The organism is Tenacibaculum sp. HL-MS23 (genome assembly GCF_032463465.1).
Lineage (GTDB): Bacteria > Bacteroidota > Bacteroidia > Flavobacteriales > Flavobacteriaceae > Polaribacter > Polaribacter bernardetii.
In genome coordinates, this window is sequence record NZ_CP135989.1 from 1147986 (window position 1) to 1166953 (window position 18968).

Below are 18968 nucleotides of genomic sequence, written 5' to 3' on the forward strand. Positions count from 1 at the left end.
ATTACATATCCTTTTATTAATTTTCTTTACAACTTATAAACCACGGCTATCTTCTAATAAAACTAAAAAGTGTTTCTTACAAATAATAAAAAGTATAACAAAACATCCTGTGATGCCTTAAAACGAAAAAACCACTAGACTTAATCAAGTGGTTTTTTTATACAAAGGGGAAATTGGGGGGGATAAAAATCAAATAACTTATGAAGGATTATTTTTAATTTCTGTACATTTTTTGAATCTCGATATACACTATTCATCTTTTATAGAAGTAAACTGAAATGCTACTTAGCATACATAATACGACTGTTATAAATAACTATACTTTGATAACACAACAAATATACAATGTATCAGTTTTTAACATGTTTAAACATCTTTAGCTGGATCTTTTATGTAGCCGAACAGTTGTTTTGTGTCGATTAACGGAGTATTACATTATGTAACACTCCATTAATTATTCATGTATTTACTACAAGGTAGTGCTCATGAGAAACCATAAACTACATTCACTAATACTTTCTTTGCATCTATATTTTCTTCCACTCAAAAAGTAAATACAAGACTGAACACAAAAAAACAAGTTGGTTTATACCGTTTTCATAATGTTTTATTTTGAATTACATTATAAAAAAACTATATCTTAAAGCCTTATTTCTTGCTATCTCGATTAAGTAAACTTTTATATAAGTGAGCAACTTATTATTTATGGCGACAACATTCACCTATACATAACTATCTATAAAATAAAATTAACACATTTATAACATAAACGTCTATTTTACGCATATTTACTTCTTATAATTATTTCTATAAATTAATTTGCGGTATTTATGAATGTTTGACAAGTCTTAACTTACATTGTAATACTGAAACAACAACATAAACTTAATGCTCAAAAAAACTATAAGGCATGTATAACTAAGTTAAAGATATGTTGTTGATGCTTTAAGCTAAAAGGAATTCGACTCTTTTTAAAATGTTGCATATTATTTACAACACGTTAAGATGAGATAATAATACTTTTTTATAACTAGCCCCTATAGGAAGGACTTGTTCTTTAAGACAAACAGTACCGCGCTTAATTTCGATAATTTCAGCTAGATTAACAATAATTTTTTTATGAATACGTATAAAACTATTATTTTCTAATTTAGATAATACATTTTCTAGATTTAAGGATAATTCATAACTTGCTTGTTTAGCTACGATAATTAATTTTGATTTTTCCTCTTGAATATAATAAATATCTTCAATTTTTAGTTTTGTAGGTTTTTCATTAATGGTTAATAACAATTGAGATTCATCTATAATACAGAATGAATCTACTACATCTGTACAGCTCTTAACTATTGTTGATGCCTCCTTTTTAAATTGACTTATTATATTGCTTAATGCGGATAAAATATTAGATGGTTGTAATGGTTTTGTGAAAAGATTTGCTACTAATTTAAATTCAGAAGCTTTAGCAATCATTTTTTTATCTGAGGAAGTGATAATAACTACCGGTTGTTGCTTTAAAACCTCAAGAAAATCAATACCAGAAAATACCGGCATTTGTAAATCTAAAAAAACAAGGTTAACAACATTATTATTAAGATATTTTAAAGCATTTAAAGGGTTTTGAAAAGTTCCTACAATCTTTAAATTTTTAACCGGCTCGCATATTTTCTCAATTATGGATATCGCCGTTAATTCATCATCAATAATAATACAATTTAACATCTGTAATCTTTTTATTCTATGACCTTACATAATCACATATCAAACAAAATTAACACACCTACAAAGCACTTTCTGATATTTTCGATGAATGAATAATAACTATAGGTAAGCGACTAAAATTAAACTATGTATTGCAAAATGGTTGAATCCTTATTTTAATTAAACGTCTATCAACATTAACGTAAAGGTCATTATCAGTATCCTTTTTAGCGATGTTAGTTATTTATTTCAGGACGGAATCATTTAGATGAGTAACGTATTGTTATTGCTAACACCCATTTATCGATAGCAAAAAACCTCATATACAATTAATCAAATAAAAACTCTAATGAAAATTCACAATAAGTAGTAACCCCTAGAGTATATACTTAGCTTCATAAAGCTAAAAAACAAAGAGTTACACTTCATAAAAGATGTTATTTTATATAGCAACAAAAAGGTTCAGCCTTTTAAAAATGAACCTTTTACAAACATGGTGAATTCAAATCCCCTCAAATACCACCAAAATACTACTCTAATTAAAAAAACAATTAACTTATCTGTTACAAATATATAACCATCTACAAAAAACTTAGCATCACTATTAGTTTAATAGCTTTAATCAATAGATGAATTACTACTTTATAAAGATTAATGGGAAAAGTAACTACCATAACCTTCAGTACAATTACATACAGACTTATTAAATTATTATATAAAAAAAACAACCTTAAAAGCATAGCCTAAAATTCGTTCTAAAAAAGCAACTAACCTTTAATAAGCACTATTAAAATTAATTACATATCCTTTTATTAATTTTCTTTACAACTTATAAACCTCGGCTAGCTTCTAATAAAACTAAAAAGTGTTTCTTACAAATAATAAAAAGTATAACAAAACAGCCTGTGATGCCTTAAAATGAAAAAACATAACTATCTTCAACAAAAAAACGATCCATTTTATATAAAATGGATCGTTTTTTTTATGTTTCTTAGGTATTCTAGCTAAATATTATTCTGGATAATTTCATATATAAAAAATATCCTGAAAAACCTATTACGGTTCCGTTTATAAAGCCACATAAAATATCAATAGGAAAATGAACACCTAAATACAATCTACTATAGGCAAAAACTAACGGAAAAAGAAGTAGGAATCTAATATAACGTACATGATTTTTTAAAAGCATAATTAAAAAAACAGCAACTACTGTAGATGTTGTTGCATGACCAGAAGCAAAACTAAAACTCTGCGGTCTTATTAACGTTCTTAGCAAATCTTTTATAGCAGGATCATTATTTGGCCTTAACCTTTCAAAAACCCCTCTTATAACGTTTGTAATTTGATCTGAAAAAGTAATTAAGGCTGCTATAAATACCATGGTAAACAATCCTTTTTTCCATCCATAATGCTTAAATATCAAAAAAAGCATAAAAACGAATAAAGGAATCCAGTTAAACTGATTCGTTATCGCTAACCAAAGTCCATCCCATTGCTCACTTCCTAAATTATTTAAATAAATAAGGAGTTGCTTGTCTTTTTGTATAATGTTTTCTATCAAAACTATTTACCTACTTTTAATACTTCTATTTCAAAAATTAAATCAGCTTTACCTATGATTGGACCTAAACCAGCTTCACCATACCCTAAATAATAAGGAATAAAAAATGTTGATTTATCTCCTTCTCTCATTGTTTTTACCCCTTCTTTCCAACCTGCTATTAATGGTTTTTCTGTATTGTTGATTGTAAAAGTGAATGGTTTTTTATCTAAACTAGAGTCTATTTTTTTCCCATCTGCTAAATATAACGTATAATGCACCGTAGTTGGTAATGCAGGGTTAACCTTTTTACCGTTTCCTTTTTGTAGTTTTAATATTTTTAAGCCTGAGTCTGTTTCAACAGCATCGTTAATACCTTTTTCTTCTTGAAACTTACGTTTCGCAGCCTCTACAGCTTTCTTACGCTCAGCTTCTCGCTTTGCTACATTGGTTAATTCATGCTCGAAAACAACAGCTGCTTTAAACTTTTTAGCTTCTTTACCAACTCTGATTATCGCTACATGATTGATGTAATCATTTTTCTTAATTACATCAACAATATTTTGACCAAAAAGCACCTTACCGAAAATTGAATGTAAACCATCTAACCAAGGTGTTTCTTTATGTGTTATAAAAAACTGACTGGAATTTGTTGCTTTTCCTGAATTTGCCATCGACAATACACCTGGCGAATCATGTTTGTAAATTAATTGTCCGTTTTCATCCATAGGAAACTCGTCTCCAAACTTATAACCAGCATTACCAGCACCTGTACCAGTAATATCTCCTCCCTGAACCATAAAATCTTTAATAACTCTATGAAATTTTGTTTTATCATAATAAGGCTTCCCTTTTAAAGAGTCTGTCATTTTAGGATTATTTCCCTCAGCTAAAGAAACAAAATTAGCAACCGTCATTGGCATTTCTTGTTCGTATAGCTTTATTAAAATATCCCCTCTATTAGTTTGTAAATCTGCATACAATCCGTTTTCTAAATCTGGATATTTAACAGATTTACAAGCTGAAAACAATACCATTACTGCTATTAAAACTTTATAAAACTTCATTTATTATTATTTTAAGATTCTCTTATAAACAATCAATTAGGTTAGTAACAAGTACTAACCTAATTGCTTTTTAGTCTTTTATATTGCTATTACTTAACCTCAAGTAACTCTACATCAAACACTAAAGCAGAAAAAGGCTTTATTGCAGCACCTCTTTGTTGCGCTCCGTAAGCTAAATCTTGAGGAATAAAAAATTTATACTTTGCTCCAGACTTCATCAATTGTAAACCTTCTGTCCAACCTTTAATAACTTGGTTTACTCCAAATTCTGTTGGCTCACCTCTATCTACAGAGCTATCAAAAACAGTTCCGTCTGTTAATGTACCGTGATAATGAACTTTTACACGTGAAGTTGCAGTTGGTGCATCTCCATTTCCTTCTTTTAAAACAATGTACTGCAAACCACTAGCTGTTGTTTTTACACCGTCTTTTGTTTTATTTTCAGCTAAGAAATCTTCACCTGCTTTTTTATGATCTCCAAATTCAGCTTCTGCTTTTTTAGATTGAAGCGCTTGTTGCTCCTTCATTTTTTCTTCTTGTCTTTTCTGAAAAAACGCTCTTAAAACATTATTTATATCTTTAGACTCAACTAATAAATTGGTAGAATCCATTCCGTTTTTAAATCCCTGAACGAATAAACCTTGATCTATATCATCAAAATTTGTTTTAATCTTATTCGCCATATCTAAACCTAAACTATAACTTACAGAATCTATTTCTGTTGCTAATGATTTTTTTGTTTCAAATTGGCTATTACCACATGATACGATTGATAAGGTTACAACTGCTGCTGCTAAAATTTTAGTTAATTTCATTTTTATTTATTTGTTATTTAATTTCGATTAATGTTACTGTACTTTTTATTGGTTGATTTACAACAATCTTATTTCCATCTCCTACAACTCCGAAAGCTCGGTAAGACGGAATTACAAATGTAATTGTTTCTCCCTTTTTCATCAACTTTATTCCGTCTTGTAATGCCGGAATAAAATCTTCTTTATCTACTTTATAATTTCTTTCTTTCTTCTGATAAATAACATTTCCTTGTACATCAGAAACTTCATAACTCAATAAAACAAAATCTTCTGATTTAGGTTTTACGGTATTCAAAGTATCTTTAACAATGTATGTATACCAAAACCCGCTTTCTGAAGCTATATATTTATGAATTGTATCTTTAGAAATAAAGTTTTCTAATCGCTCTTTCTCTAAAGCATTTAGTTTTTTATTTTTAGCAATAACCTCTTTATAAAAGTTAACGGTTCCTTGTTTTTTTGGCCTTCTTGCTTCAGGCTCTTTACAAGAACTTATACTTAAAACAACTAGTAAGAAAAAAACTATATTAAACTTCATAAGATGCTTCTAATTCTTTTTGATAGTTAGGTAATAACGCTGTAAATGTTGCAATCGTATCTTCCATCGACTCTAAACTTTTACCTCCAGCTGCATTGTCATGCCCACCACCTGAAAAATGATTTCTAGCAAACTGATTTACAGAAAACTTACCTTTACTACGAAGTGACATTTTAATTATTCCTTGTTCTTTATCCTCTATAAAAATAGCTGCAAATACAATTCCTTTTAAAGAAAGTGCATAATTTACAACACCTTCTGTATCTCCTTTTTCGTAATTAAACTTTTTCTTTTCTTCTTCGGATAAAGTTATAAAAGCTGTTTTATACTCTGGCAACAACTTCATATTACTTAAAGCTTGCCCTAACAGTAACAAACGGCTGTATGAATTTGCATCGTGTACATTGCTATGAATCTCATCATTCTTAGCTCCCTTATCAATTAAATCGGCAATAATACGGTGCGTTGTACTTGTGGTTGATCTAAAACGGAAAGAACCTGTATCGGTCATAATACCTGTATATAAACAAGTTGCTATATTTTCATCAATCAAAGCAACATCTCCCATCATTTCAATGAAGTTATATACCATTTGACAGGTAGATGACATAGTAGTATCTGAATACATATACTCAAAATCGTCTGGTTGTTGATGATGATCTATCAATGCAAAATCATTCTTGTATTGCTCTAAAGTATTCTGCATATCGCCTCCTACTCTGTGCAATGCATTAAAATCTAAAAGGAATACAATTTCTGAATTATTTAAAGACCGAACACTTTGCTTGTTCTGACGATCAAAACGATAAACGGTATCCGACCCAGGAATCCAATGTAAAAAATCTGGATATTCATTAGGCATAACCACCTGAGCGGTATGTCCTTTTTTATCTAAATAATGTTTTAATCCTAAAGTAGAGCCAACGGCATCACCATCGGGATTCCTATGACCTATTATCACAATATTTTTAGGTTGCGATAAAAATTCTTTGAGTTCTGTAAAGTGTTTTAAAATCATAAGTGGCGAATATACAATTAAATTAAAAAAATTGTGTAATTTCGCGCCGATTTTGTGTGACGTTCACACGTACAACTATTAAAACAAATACAGATGGCAACAAATAGAACTTTTACAATGATTAAACCAGATGGTGTTGAAAACGGACATACTGGTGCAATATTAGACAAAATTAATGCTGCAGGTTTTAGAATCGTAGCAATGAAAAAAACGCAAATGACTAAGCGTGATGCTGAAGCTTTTTATGCTGTGCATAACGAACGCCCTTTCTTTGGTGAATTAGTTGAATTTATGACTCGCGGACCAATTATCGCTGCTGTTTTAGAAAAAGACAACGCTGTTGAAGATTTTAGAACTTTAATCGGTGCTACAAATCCTGCAGATGCTGCTGAAGGAACTATTCGTAAAATGTTTGCTACTTCTATTGGTGAAAACGCTGTTCACGGATCTGATTCTGATGAAAACGCTGCTATTGAAGGTGCTTTCCATTTTTCTGGTAGAGAGATGTTCTAAGAACACACTTCTTAAAATATAAAAAAACTCGTTACTAAATCGTAACGAGTTTTTTATGCTTTTTATTTTAGACAAAAAACTACACCAACATTAATTTCTTCACCAATGTTTCGCCCATTTCTTCGTTAATCATAGTTATTATTTTATCTTTTCCGTAACTTAATTGCTCTCTTAACGCTGACGAAGTTAAACTAACTATTAAAGTTCCGTTTTGCAATTTAACTTCGTTTGTATATGACACCACTCCTGGCCCCATCATTTTACCCCAAGCCTCGTCTATATGTATTTTCTGAAAACCTTTATTTAAGTTTCCTTCTTTTATAAAACTACCTAACAAATCTTTCATTGAAAGACTATCATTTTCTCTTTTTGCCATAATTAATTATGATAATATGTAATTGTGAACAAAATAAAGTAACCTTTAATTAATTACTTTAACATTCTTTCCTGTAATTACTTTATAATTTAAAAATCTGATATTCTTGATTACTCTTTTTTATAACACTTTCGGTACGATCAAAATGCGTGTCGGTAATAAAAATTTGTCCAAAAGCATCATTATTTACCAAATCTACTATTTGTGCAACACGATTTTCATCTAATTTATCAAAAATATCATCTAATAATAAAATCGGAGTTACATTAGATTGTTTTTTTATAAACTCGAACTGCGCTAACTTTAAAGCTATTAAATATGATTTTTGTTGTCCTTGAGACCCGAATTTTTTAATCGGATATTCTCCTATTTCAAAATTTAAATCGTCTTTATGAATTCCTGACGACGTGTATTGTAACAACCTATCTTTCTCTAAGCTTTGCGCAAACAAATCTGTCAAGGAAGAATCGTGTAACTGACTTTTATAACGCAAATTCACTTCTTCTTTAGCGCCCGATATAATTTGATGCTTTTCATTAAAAATAGGCACAAACTCCTCTAAAAAAGCTTTTCTCTTCTCATAAATAACGGTTCCGTATTCAACTAATTGTTCATCGTACACTTTTAAATTTAATGCATCAAAAATTCTATTTGCTGCAAAATACTTTAACAAAGCGTTACGCTGACTTATTATCTTATTATACGAAATTAACCCTTGTAAATAGCTTTTATCTTGCTGAGAAATAACGCCGTCTATAAATTTTCTACGAGTTTCACTTCCTTCTACAATTAAATCTCTATCCGCAGGTGAAATAATTACCAAGGGTAACTGACCGATGTGCTCAGAAAACTTTTCATAAGCCTTTCCGTTTCTTTTTAGCATTTTTTTCTGACCTCTTTTTAAAGAACACAAAATTTTCTCATTTCTGTCGCCTAATAAGTAATCTCCTTCGATCATAAAAAAATCTTGACCATGACGAATATTCTGTCCAGCGACCGAATTAAAATAACTTTTTGCAAAAGATAAATAGTAAATAGCATCTAAGACATTGGTTTTACCAATTCCGTTATCACCTACAAAACAATTTATTTTCTTCTGAAAATCAAAGGTTTGCGTTTCTATATTCTTAAAATTTACTAGTGATATTTTCTGCAAATACATGAATGAGAATTATTTCGAAAAAGAAAGCGCAAATTATCATTTTTTTTACGAATAACCGATTTTTAAAATCCAATTTAAAAACATACTTTTGTCGCCACTAATTTTTAAGCAATTATGGCTACATACAAGAAAAGAGGTTATAAACCTAAAAAAGAAAAGTTTGCACAGGAAGAAGTAGAAAACTTTGATGAATCTCAAAGTACTACCGCCGAAGTATTTAATACTTTAGACGATACAGCCAACAAATCTGAACAATGGATTGAGAAAAACAGCAAGCCTTTATTTTACGGGTTGGTAACAGTTGCTGCTTTAATTTTAGGATATTTAGCATACACTAAGTTTGTTGCAGAACCTAACGAAAAAGAAGCTTCTAACGAATTAGCTTACCCAAGAACTTTCTTTGCAAAGGCTACAATATCTGCAGGAGTTGCAGCTGATTCTTTATATAATTTAGGATTAACTGGTGGTGACGGGAAATATGGTTTTACTGATATAGCTGCTGATTTTAGCGGAACTAAAGCAGGGAACTTAGCAAACTATTATGCTGGTATTTCTTACTTAAAAATGAAAAAATACGAAAAAGCAATAGAATATTTAAGTGATTTTAATTCTGATGATGAATTATTAGGCCCAACTGCTTTAGGTGCTATCGGTGATGCTTTTGCTGATATTAACCAACCAGAAGATGCTTTAGCTTATTATCAAAAAGCTGCCAACAAAAAAGACAATGACTTTACATCTCCTTTATTTTTATTCAAAGCAGCTCAAATTGCTATGGACTTAAAGGAATATGGTACTGCTGAAAAATTATACACAAGCATTAAAGAAAAATACGCTACTACTGATCAAGGTAGAGATATTGAAAAATATATCAATAGCGCAAAATATGCTCAATAATGGCAACAACAAATTTATCATATTACGATAAAGCTTCAATCCCAAATGCGAAATCTTTTCGATTTGGGATTGTTGTTTCAGAATGGAATCCTGAAATTACTGGCAACTTACAAAAAGGTGCTATCGAAACACTTTTAGATTGCGGTGCAACAGAAGAGAATATTATTTCTTGGGAGGTACCTGGAAGCTTCGAATTAGTTTACGGTTGTAAAAAAATGATAGAATCTCAAAAAGTAGATGCTGTTATTGCAATTGGAAACGTAATTCAGGGAGAAACAAAGCACTTCGATTTTGTTTGTGAAGGAGTAACACAAGGAATTGTAGATTTAAACATTAAATACGATGTTCCTGTTATTTTCTGTGTCTTAACAGATAACACAAAACAACAATCTTTAGATCGCTCTGGAGGAGAATTAGGTAACAAAGGTATTGAATGTGCCGTAGCTGCTGTAAAAATGGCTGCTATTAAAAACTTAGAAAGACCTAAAGGTTCTTTAGGATTTTAAAGATCACAAAAAATACAATTAAAATATAAAGAACCAAGATGTTTATCATTTTGGTTCTTTTTTTAACTTTAATTTAGTCATAATTTTTGACCACTTATTCATAATTCAGTAACTTTGAATTTCGTCTTAATTTGGTGTGATTTTTGTTACACTATAGTATTCAAAACAACAGCATTTTATGGGATTTATTAAAAGAGAAAATAAAAAGTTCGATTACAAGCCTACCTATTACAAAGGAGAAGGAAATCCGTATCAAGTAAAACATAAATTTGATAAATACCGCACGACTGTTGGTAAATCAAAAAATTTAAAAGGAAAATTTACTGCTGCAATTAATGAATTTAAAAACTCTGAAAATGGCGGATTCAACCCAACAATCTTAATTATAATTGCTATTTTACTGCTATTATTTTTATTTTTTATCGAATTTGATCTTTCTATATTTTTATCTAAAAACAACTAATGTCAGATATTATACAATTGCTTCCTGATCATGTAGCAAATCAAATTGCAGCAGGTGAAGTAGTACAAAGACCCGCTTCTGTAGTTAAAGAATTGGTAGAGAATTCGATTGATGCAGGTGCTAGTTCTATAAAACTTTTAATAAAAGATGCCGGTAAAACTTTAATTCAAGTAATCGACGATGGTAAAGGAATGAGTGCTACCGACGCACGTTTAAGTTTCGAGCGTCATGCTACTTCGAAAATTAAAGATGCCCAAGATTTATTTAACCTAAACACCAAAGGTTTTCGTGGTGAAGCACTGGCTTCTATCGCTGCGATTGCGCATGTTGAGCTAAAAACAAAACAAGAAGAGGAAGAATTAGGTTCTCAAATAAAAATAGAAGGAAGTAAAATTGTTTCTCAAGAACCTGTTTCAACTTCTAAAGGTACAAGTATTGCGGTTAAAAACTTGTTTTACAACATCCCAGCAAGAAGAAATTTCTTAAAATCAGACACTATTGAAACCCGTCATATTGTAGATGAATTTCAAAGAGTTGCACTAGCACATCCTGGCATTGCATTTTTATTACATCACAATAATACAGAGGTTTATCATTTAAAGAAAAGTAATTTACGCAAACGAATTGTGGCTATTTTTGGCGCAAAAATGAACGAGAAATTAGTTCCTATTTCTGAGCAAACCGATATTATTACTATAAACGGATTTACTGCGAAGCCTGAGTTTGCTAAAAAGAAAAGAGGTGAACAATACTTTTTTGTAAATAACCGATTTATAAAAAGTTCGTACTTAAATCATGCCGTTTCTAATGCTTTTGAAGGTTTACTAGAACACGGTTCACATCCGTCTTATTTTTTATATTTAGAAGTGCCGCCAAATAGTATCGATATAAATATACATCCAACAAAAACTGAGATTAAGTTTGATAATGAAAAAGCATTATATGCTATTTTACGTGCTACTGTAAAACACAGTTTGGGGCAATACAATGTTGCACCGGTCTTAGATTTTAACAGAGATGCTACGCTTGATACTCCATACGATTACAGTAAAAACAAAAGAACCTCATCCTCTGTTCCTCCGATTAGTGTAGATCCTACATTTAATCCGTTTAAAACAGAAACTAGTTACGAATCAAAATCAAATAACTCAAACGACTCACAGAGTTCTAAATCGGTAAGTTATCAATCTAACTTCAAAAAAGACACCAGTAACTGGGAAGCTTTATATACAAATACAGAACCGTTAGAAGCGGTAAAACAAGAACAACTTTTTGAAAGTCATCAAGAAACTGAAACTGGTAAAACTTTTCAGATTCAAAAAAAATATTTATTAAGTTCTATAAAATCTGGTGTTGTTTTAATCAATCAATCACTAGCACATCAACGTATTTTATACGAAGAATTTTTAGAGAATATCACCCTAAAAGAAGCTAGTAGTCAGCAATTGTTATTTCCTGTAAATATTTCTTTTTCTAAAGCGGATATTGAAATGATATATACGATAAAATCGGATTTAGAAAGTGCTGGTTTTATGTTTGATGAATTTACGAAAGAAAGTGTTGTTATTGGCGGAATGCCAACATCAATAAGTGAAAGTCAAATCACTTTAATTTTAGAACAATTATTAGACGATATTAAGCTAGAAGTGCCTGATACTAGTTTTAGCCATTTTGATGTCATGGCAAAATCTTTTGCAAAATCATTGGCTATAAAAACAGGAACAGTACTATCTACTAAGGAACAAGAAAACTTAGTGGACGATCTATTTTCTTGTAAAGAACCAAATGCATCGCCTCTTGGTAAACCAACGTTTAAAACATTGACTTTAAACGAAATTGACACCATTTTTAATAAATAAAATAAAAACATGGGAAAATTAACTGACGCTATAAAACATTTAATAATCATTAACGTGATTATGTATTTTGCGCCGCAATTTTTAAATTTAGACTTAACAAATATATTTGCTTTACATTATCCACAAAACGAGCATTTTGGTGTTTGGCAATACGTTACGCATACTTTTATGCATGGCGGAACAATGCATTTACTTTTTAACATGTATGCGTTATGGGCTTTTGGTACTCCTTTAGAACAGATGTGGGGTAGAAATAAATTTATATTTTTTTACTTCTCTGCAGGTATCGGTGCGGGGTTGATATATACACTTGTAAATTACTACCAATTTAATGGTATTTACGAGCAAATAGCAGCATTAGGTGTTTCTCCTTCCGAAATACAAAACATTTTAACTACAGGGCAGTACAATGAAAATATAATAACGCTTTCTAACAGAACAATGAGCGAATTTTACAGCTTGTACCACACGCCTGCCGTTGGTGCTTCTGGTGCTGTTTATGGTATATTAGTTGCCTTCGGATTAACATTTCCGAATGCAAAACTAGCATTGATCTTTTTCCCAGTGCCAATTGCAGCAAAATACTTTATTCCGGTAATGATTGCTAGTGATTTATTTTTTGGTGTTACGAAGTACTCAATTGGTAATATTGCACATTTTGCACATATTGGAGGTGCTATTATTGGTTTTATTATTGCTTGGTATTGGAAAAAAAATCAGTTCAAAACTCATTAATGTAGTATATTAGATTCCTTGAAAGAAAAAGAAAATTGATGAATACTTTAGATAACTTAAAATATCGTTTTAAAAATGCAGGTATTGTAGAGCAACTTATCTACGTAAACCTTGCTGTTTTTTTATTGGTTTTTATTACCAATACCTTTGGATTTTTATTTCAATCTAATAACAACTTATTGGTTGAATGGTTTTCTTTACCTGCCAACTTTGATGAGTTTTTATACAAACCGTGGACAATTATTACCTACGGTTTTTTACATACTAGTTTTCTTCATATACTATTAAATTTAGTAGCTTTATTTTATATAGGCCATCTTTTTAAACAATATTTCACCTCTAAACAATTACTAAACTTTTACCTTCTAGGAACCTTATTTGGCGGAATCTTGTTTTTAATTAGTTATGCTATTTTTCCTGTATTACTAAAAGAAGCTAATATTAGTGTTTTACTTGGAGCATCAGCAGGAATTTCAGCAATTTTTATAGGTATTGCAACCTATATACCTAATTATGAATTAAAATTTCCTTTAATTGGTTTTGTAAAATTATGGACTTTAGCTTGTATTTGGGTAGCTATTGATATTATACAAATACCTGCCGGTAATGCTGGCGGCCATATTGCACATATTGGCGGTGCTATATTTGGATTTTTATATGTTGTAAGAGCCAGCAATAAAGAGTTAGAGATTTTAAAACCGCTAAAAAAGTTTTTTGAGAGAAAGGAAAAACCTTTAAAGACAGTTTATAAATCTGGAAAAAAACCATCAAAAAACAACTACAAAAAATCAGAAAACCAAGCTGAAATAGATAATATTCTAGATAAAATAAGTAAATCAGGTTATGATACTTTAACAAAAAGTGAGAAAGACTTTTTATTTAAACAAGGTAAATAATCAAATGAAAAAATATTCACTTGTCAATAAGTTGATGTTCTTTATCAATTCAGTTTTTGCAGCTGTTTTGTTGCTCTCTTACGTGTTACCTTTTCTATCTCCAAAAACAATCCCTGCTCTTGCCATTTTTAGTTTATTTGTTCCTTTATTAGTTATTTTAAATATTGCTTTTTTTATATACTGGTTACTTAAACTACATAAAAACGCTTTATTATCGCTACTTATATTAGCTGTTGGCTATTTCATTTCTCCGCCTTTAATAAAATTTTCTAATAAAGAACTCATATTAAATAACGATTTAAAAGTGATGAGTTATAATGTTCGATTATTCAATCATTATAAACATTTAGAAGATAGCACTACCGAACAAAAGATTTATGATTTTATTGATAATGAAGATCCCGATGTTCTTGTAATGCAAGAGTTTTACAGATCTAAATCATTAGACATAAACCTTCCTTATAAATACATTAAAACCAAGTCGAAAGCTAATAAATTCGGACTAGCTATTTACTCGAGATACCCGATTATAAACTCAGGCTCTTTAAACTTTAAAAACAGTGCTAACAATACTATTTTTACTGATATTTTAAAAAATAAAGACACAATTCGCGTTTATAATGTACACTTAGAATCCTTAAAGATAAATCCGGAGAAAGTAAATTTCGGAGAGAAAGATTCCGAACGCTTATTTAAACGTTTATCTAACGGTTTTAAAAAACAAGTAAGTCAAGCTGAACTTATCTTACAACATGAAACCTTATGGAAAGGAAAAAAAATTGTGTGTGGCGATTTTAACAACACAGCATATTCTTGGGTTTACAACAAATTATCTAAAAACAAAAAAGATGCTTTTTTAGATGCTGGTATTGGCTTAGGTAAATCTTTTAGATATATCTACCCTATGCGTATAGATTTTATTTTTACTGACAACAAAGCAACTATAAATTACTACAAAACATATAGTGATATTAAATTATCAGACCACTACCCTATTATGACACGTTTACATTGGTAATTTTAAGAACCCTATAGTTCTTTTTTTAAAACTATAAATACTAACCAAACACTTCATACTATTTCGTATCTTGCCCTTTGCATATGATACAATTTATACTTAACAATCAGATTATTAAAACACCTGTTAATTCAGGTATTACGCTACTCGATTTCATTAGAGATCATCAACAGTTAAAAGGTACAAAAATCGGTTGTCGCGAAGGCGATTGCGGAGCTTGTACTGTTTTAATTGGCACAGTAGAAAGCGATAATGTAAACTACAAGAGTATTACTTCTTGTATTTCTCCTTTAGGGAACGCAAATGGTAAACACATTGTTACTATAGAAGGAATTAACTTGCCTAAGAGCCTAAATACCGTTCAAGAAGCGATGACTAGTAATTACGCTACTCAATGCGGATTTTGCACGCCTGGTTTTGTAGTTTCCATGACTGGTTTTGCTTTAAGCAACAATAATAACACTACTTGTAATGATGCCATTAGTGGTAATATTTGTAGATGCACTGGTTATAAATCTATAGAAAAAGCAGGTTTAGAAGTTGAAGAAAAGTTAGCTAATAAAGACGACAATCATCAAATAGATTGGTTGATTAAAGAAGGTTTTATTCCTAATTACTTTGAAACGATTCCTGATCAATTAAAAAAAATAGGGGCAAAATCTTCTGAACAAACAAAAGGAATAAAAGTTGCTAACGGAACCGATTTATATGTTCGCTATGCGGATAAAATGGCTGACGAACAGATTTATTTACTCGCAGATAAAAAAACATTATCTGGTATTTCTTTTTCTGAAGGAATTTGCACTTTAGGTGCGAATACAACGGTTACTGAAATTGCAGAAAATAAAAAACTACAAACGTTTTTTCCGAAGTTAAAGCAGTTTATGAAATTAATTTCATCGGAACAAATTAGAAATATGGGAACCATTGGCGGTAATTTCGTTAATGCTTCTCCAATTGGCGATATGTCTATTTTCTTTTTAGCCTTAAATGCCACTTTAACAATCATTAAAGAAGACGAATCAGAACGTCATATTTTATTTCAAGAATTTCATCAAGATTACAAAAAATACGATTTAAAAGAAAATGAAGTCTTAAAGGCTATTTCCTTTAAAGTTCTTCAAAAAAATGAAGCTTTTAATTTTGAAAAAGTAAGCAAACGTACCCATTTAGATATTGCGAGTGTTAATGCAGCTGGTAGAATATCAATAGAAAAGAGTACTATTATAGGAGCTCATTTTTCAGTAGGTGGCGTTGCTGCTATTCCGAAATACCTATACAAAACGAATGATTATTTAATCGGAAAAAAGATGAATGCTGATACTATAATAGCAGCACAAGAAATACTTCAATCAGAAATATCACCAATTAGTGATGTAAGAGGAACATCAGCATACAAACGTTTATTAGCTAAACAATTATTCTTTGCCCATTTTATCGAATTATTTCCGAATCTAATCGAACTAAAAAAACTAATTGCCTAATGAAAAACATAGATAGTTATACACATGTTCGAGGAGAATCGTTATTTGTAGATGATTTAATGCTGCGCCAAGATGCTTTAATAGGCCTATGTTTTGATTCGCCAAAAGCGCATGGGAAAATAAAATCGGTAGATTATTCTAAAGCAGAAGCTTTAGATGGCGTCGTAAAAATATTTACCTACAAAGATGTTTTAGGAGAAAATCAAATCGGAGGAATTATTCCTGATGAGCCCTTATGGGCAGAAGATGAAGTACATTTTTGGGGACAACCAATTGCTTTTATTGTAGCAAAAACAACTGCGATTGCTAAAAAAGCAAGAGCTTTAATTACCATTGATATTGAAGAGCTTCCTGTAATTACCACAGCAAAGGAAGCCAAAGAAAAAAATAGTTTTATCAACGCACCTCGCTCTTTTAAGCTTGGTGATTCATCTAAGTCTTTTTCTGAATGTGAATATGTTTTTGAAGGTGAAACATTCTCTAACGGACAAGAACATTTATATTTAGAAACACAAGGTTGCTACGCTGTTCCGTTAGAAAACGGAAACATAAAGCTAACTTCTTCTACCCAAGGACCAACGCAAGTACAAAAAACAGCTGCTAAAGTATTGGGAATTCCGATGCATAAAATTGAAGTAGATGTTATTCGCTTAGGTGGTGGTTTTGGGGGTAAAGAAGATCAAGCAACTCCTTGGGCAGTTATGACAGCTGTTGCTGTGCAACATTTAAATCGCCCAGTAAAATATATGTTGAATCGTCATGACGATCTACGTATGACTGGTAAGCGCCATCCATATTCTTCTTTCTATAAAATAGGATTGACAAAAGATTTAAAAATTAAAGCTTTTGAAGTTGAGTTTTTACAAAATTCTGGTGCTGCTGCCGATTTATCTCCAGCAATTGCAGAACGAACTTTATTTCATGCCACTAACAGTTATTTTATTCCGAATGTAAGCACTACTGTATTTAGTTGTAAAACTAATTTACCACCCAACACTGCTTTTCGTGGTTTTGGCGGGCCACAAGGAATGTTTGTTATAGAAAGTGCCATTGCCGATGCAGCAGATAAAATAGGCATCAATAAAAAACAAATACAAGAAGTTAATTTGTTAGCTGAAAATGATGAGTTTTCATACGGACAAATTGCAACACAAGTAGAGGCTAAAAACACCTGGTTTACTGCTAAAGATACTTTTGATTTAGAACAATTAGAAACTGAAAAAACTTCTTTTAATAAAGAAAATAATAGATTCAAAAAAGGAATATCGTTAATGCCAATTACTTTTGGTATTTCATTTACAAACACACAAATGAATCATGCGCGTGCATTGATTCATATTTATCAAGACGGTAGTGTGGGAATTTCTACAGGAGCTGTAGAAATGGGACAAAGTGTAAACACTAAAATGCTGCAAGTTGCACAAACTGTTTTAGGCGTTTCAGCTGCTAAATTAAAGCTAGAAACTACCAATACAACTCGTGTTGCAAATACTTCGCCTTCTGCAGCGAGCTCTACTGCAGATTTAAACGGAAAAGCAGTTGAAATGGCTTGTAATACATTAATTGAAAGATTAACTGAAGTTGCTGCTACATTAACTTCATCCGAAGAAAAAAACATTTCTTTTCAAGAGGATTTTGTTTTTATTGATGGTAAAAAATCTACTATTTCATGGGAAGATGTAATTAGTCAAGCCATGGTGCAACGTGTTGCTTTAACTGAAAACGCTCATTACGCTACACCTATTATTCATTTTGATAAATCTAAAGAAAAAGGGCATCCGTTTGCGTATCATGTATACGGAACAGCAATTACTACTACAACGGTAGATTGTTTGAGAGGAACTTATGAAATTGATGCCGTAAAAATTGTGCACGATTTTGGTAAATCTATGAATTTGGGAATTGATATCGGTCAAGTTGAAGGAGCTTTAGCGCAAGGAATTGGATGGATGACTATGGAGGAAATTGCCTACAATTCTGACGGGCGTTTATTATCGAATGCATTATCTACGTATAAAGTTCCAGATATTTTTTCTACGCCTAAAATAGTAGAAACAGTTCCTGTTAAAACAGCAGGAAATGATATGGCCATACAAAAATCGAAAGCGGTAGGCGAACCTCCTTTAATGTACGGAATTGGTGCTTATTTTGCAATTCAGGAAGCTGTTAAAGAATTTAATCCTAATTATAAATTAAAATTTCACTCGCCTTTTACGCCAGAAAAAGTATTAATGGGCTTGTACGAAAACCAATAACAGTTATTTAATATTTATAGATTCTTTTACCTATAAACTCTAAAAATAAAAAATCAATCAAACTACAATACACCAAACAAAACATATTAAAAGGCGCTATTATTTATAGCACTGGAGATACGATT

General features: G+C 30.9%; 18 protein-coding genes. 10 read left to right on the forward strand and 8 right to left on the reverse strand.

Annotated features, from left to right (window positions below):
• Window positions 1-990: 990 nt before the first annotated feature.
• The 6 genes from RRF68_RS05335 to RRF68_RS05360 form a co-directional block, all read right to left on the reverse strand.
• Complete coding sequence (locus RRF68_RS05335; protein ID WP_315945235.1) at window positions 991-1722, reverse strand: LytTR family DNA-binding domain-containing protein; 732 nt, start codon at window positions 1720-1722, stop codon at window positions 991-993.
• A gap of 979 nt (window positions 1723-2701) precedes the next feature.
• The gene (locus tag RRF68_RS05340; RefSeq protein WP_315945236.1) at window positions 2702-3262 is read right to left on the reverse strand and encodes a phosphatase PAP2 family protein; all 561 of its coding nucleotides are present in this window, start codon (window positions 3260-3262) and stop codon (window positions 2702-2704) included.
• 2 nt (window positions 3263-3264) lie between these two features.
• Entirely contained in the window at window positions 3265-4308 is a 1044-nt protein-coding gene (locus tag RRF68_RS05345; RefSeq protein ID WP_315945237.1) for a peptidylprolyl isomerase, read from the reverse strand.
• 89 nt (window positions 4309-4397) lie between these two features.
• A complete protein-coding gene (locus tag RRF68_RS05350) occupies window positions 4398-5123 on the reverse strand; it encodes an FKBP-type peptidyl-prolyl cis-trans isomerase (protein ID WP_315945238.1) in 726 nt (241 codons plus the stop codon).
• A gap of 13 nt (window positions 5124-5136) precedes the next feature.
• Window positions 5137-5661 carry a gliding motility-associated peptidyl-prolyl isomerase GldI gene (gene gldI, locus RRF68_RS05355; protein ID WP_315945239.1) on the reverse strand — a complete coding sequence of 175 codons (525 nt, stop codon included), beginning with the start codon at window positions 5659-5661 and terminating at the stop codon, window positions 5137-5139.
• Window positions 5651-6679, reverse strand: coding sequence for a DHH family phosphoesterase (locus RRF68_RS05360; protein ID WP_218771097.1), 1029 nt, complete (start codon window positions 6677-6679; stop codon window positions 5651-5653). Before RRF68_RS05360 ends, gldI begins: the two co-directional genes overlap by 11 nt.
• A gap of 93 nt (window positions 6680-6772) precedes the next feature.
• Here RRF68_RS05360 and RRF68_RS05365 point away from each other — a divergent pair, with 93 nt between their 5' ends.
• On the forward strand, window positions 6773-7192 hold the full coding sequence (locus tag RRF68_RS05365) for a nucleoside-diphosphate kinase (protein WP_218771098.1): 420 nt from the start codon (window positions 6773-6775) through the stop codon (window positions 7190-7192).
• 79 nt (window positions 7193-7271) lie between these two features.
• On the opposite strand, the gene RRF68_RS05370 is transcribed toward RRF68_RS05365, so the two are convergent.
• Window positions 7272-7568 carry a DUF721 domain-containing protein gene (locus RRF68_RS05370; protein ID WP_275315245.1) on the reverse strand — a complete coding sequence of 99 codons (297 nt, stop codon included), beginning with the start codon at window positions 7566-7568 and terminating at the stop codon, window positions 7272-7274.
• Between the two features lie 82 nt (window positions 7569-7650).
• Window positions 7651-8730: a DNA replication/repair protein RecF gene (recF, locus tag RRF68_RS05375; protein WP_315945240.1), complete on the reverse strand. Its 1080-nt coding sequence runs from the start codon at window positions 8728-8730 to the stop codon at window positions 7651-7653.
• A 114-nt stretch (window positions 8731-8844) separates the two neighbouring features.
• Between recF and RRF68_RS05380 the strand changes: the two genes are divergently transcribed.
• The 9 genes from RRF68_RS05380 to RRF68_RS05420 all read left to right on the forward strand — a co-directional run bounded on the left by RRF68_RS05380 (window position 8845) and on the right by RRF68_RS05420 (window position 18843).
• On the forward strand, window positions 8845-9627 hold the full coding sequence (locus RRF68_RS05380) for a tetratricopeptide repeat protein (RefSeq protein ID WP_315945241.1): 783 nt from the start codon (window positions 8845-8847) through the stop codon (window positions 9625-9627).
• Window positions 9627-10133: a 6,7-dimethyl-8-ribityllumazine synthase gene (gene ribH, locus RRF68_RS05385; protein WP_218771102.1), complete on the forward strand. Its 507-nt coding sequence runs from the start codon at window positions 9627-9629 to the stop codon at window positions 10131-10133. The genes RRF68_RS05380 and ribH overlap by 1 nt, the downstream gene beginning before the upstream one ends.
• Before the next feature lie 178 nt (window positions 10134-10311).
• Window positions 10312-10596 carry a riboflavin synthase subunit beta gene (locus RRF68_RS05390; RefSeq protein ID WP_218771103.1) on the forward strand — a complete coding sequence of 95 codons (285 nt, stop codon included), beginning with the start codon at window positions 10312-10314 and terminating at the stop codon, window positions 10594-10596.
• Entirely contained in the window at window positions 10596-12455 is a 1860-nt protein-coding gene (gene mutL / locus RRF68_RS05395) for a DNA mismatch repair endonuclease MutL (RefSeq protein ID WP_315945242.1), read from the forward strand. The genes RRF68_RS05390 and mutL overlap by 1 nt, the downstream gene beginning before the upstream one ends.
• A gap of 9 nt (window positions 12456-12464) precedes the next feature.
• Complete coding sequence (locus RRF68_RS05400; protein ID WP_275315241.1) at window positions 12465-13190, forward strand: rhomboid family intramembrane serine protease; 726 nt, start codon at window positions 12465-12467, stop codon at window positions 13188-13190.
• A 38-nt stretch (window positions 13191-13228) separates the two neighbouring features.
• Window positions 13229-14086: a rhomboid family intramembrane serine protease gene (locus RRF68_RS05405; protein ID WP_315945243.1), complete on the forward strand. Its 858-nt coding sequence runs from the start codon at window positions 13229-13231 to the stop codon at window positions 14084-14086.
• 4 nt (window positions 14087-14090) lie between these two features.
• Window positions 14091-15104, forward strand: coding sequence for an endonuclease/exonuclease/phosphatase family protein (locus tag RRF68_RS05410; protein WP_315945244.1), 1014 nt, complete (start codon window positions 14091-14093; stop codon window positions 15102-15104).
• Between the two features lie 83 nt (window positions 15105-15187).
• Window positions 15188-16588 carry an FAD binding domain-containing protein gene (locus tag RRF68_RS05415; protein WP_315945245.1) on the forward strand — a complete coding sequence of 467 codons (1401 nt, stop codon included), beginning with the start codon at window positions 15188-15190 and terminating at the stop codon, window positions 16586-16588.
• Window positions 16588-18843, forward strand: coding sequence for a xanthine dehydrogenase molybdopterin binding subunit (locus RRF68_RS05420; RefSeq protein ID WP_315945246.1), 2256 nt, complete (start codon window positions 16588-16590; stop codon window positions 18841-18843). The genes RRF68_RS05415 and RRF68_RS05420 overlap by 1 nt, the downstream gene beginning before the upstream one ends.
• The last annotated feature ends 125 nt before the right edge of the window (window positions 18844-18968 follow it).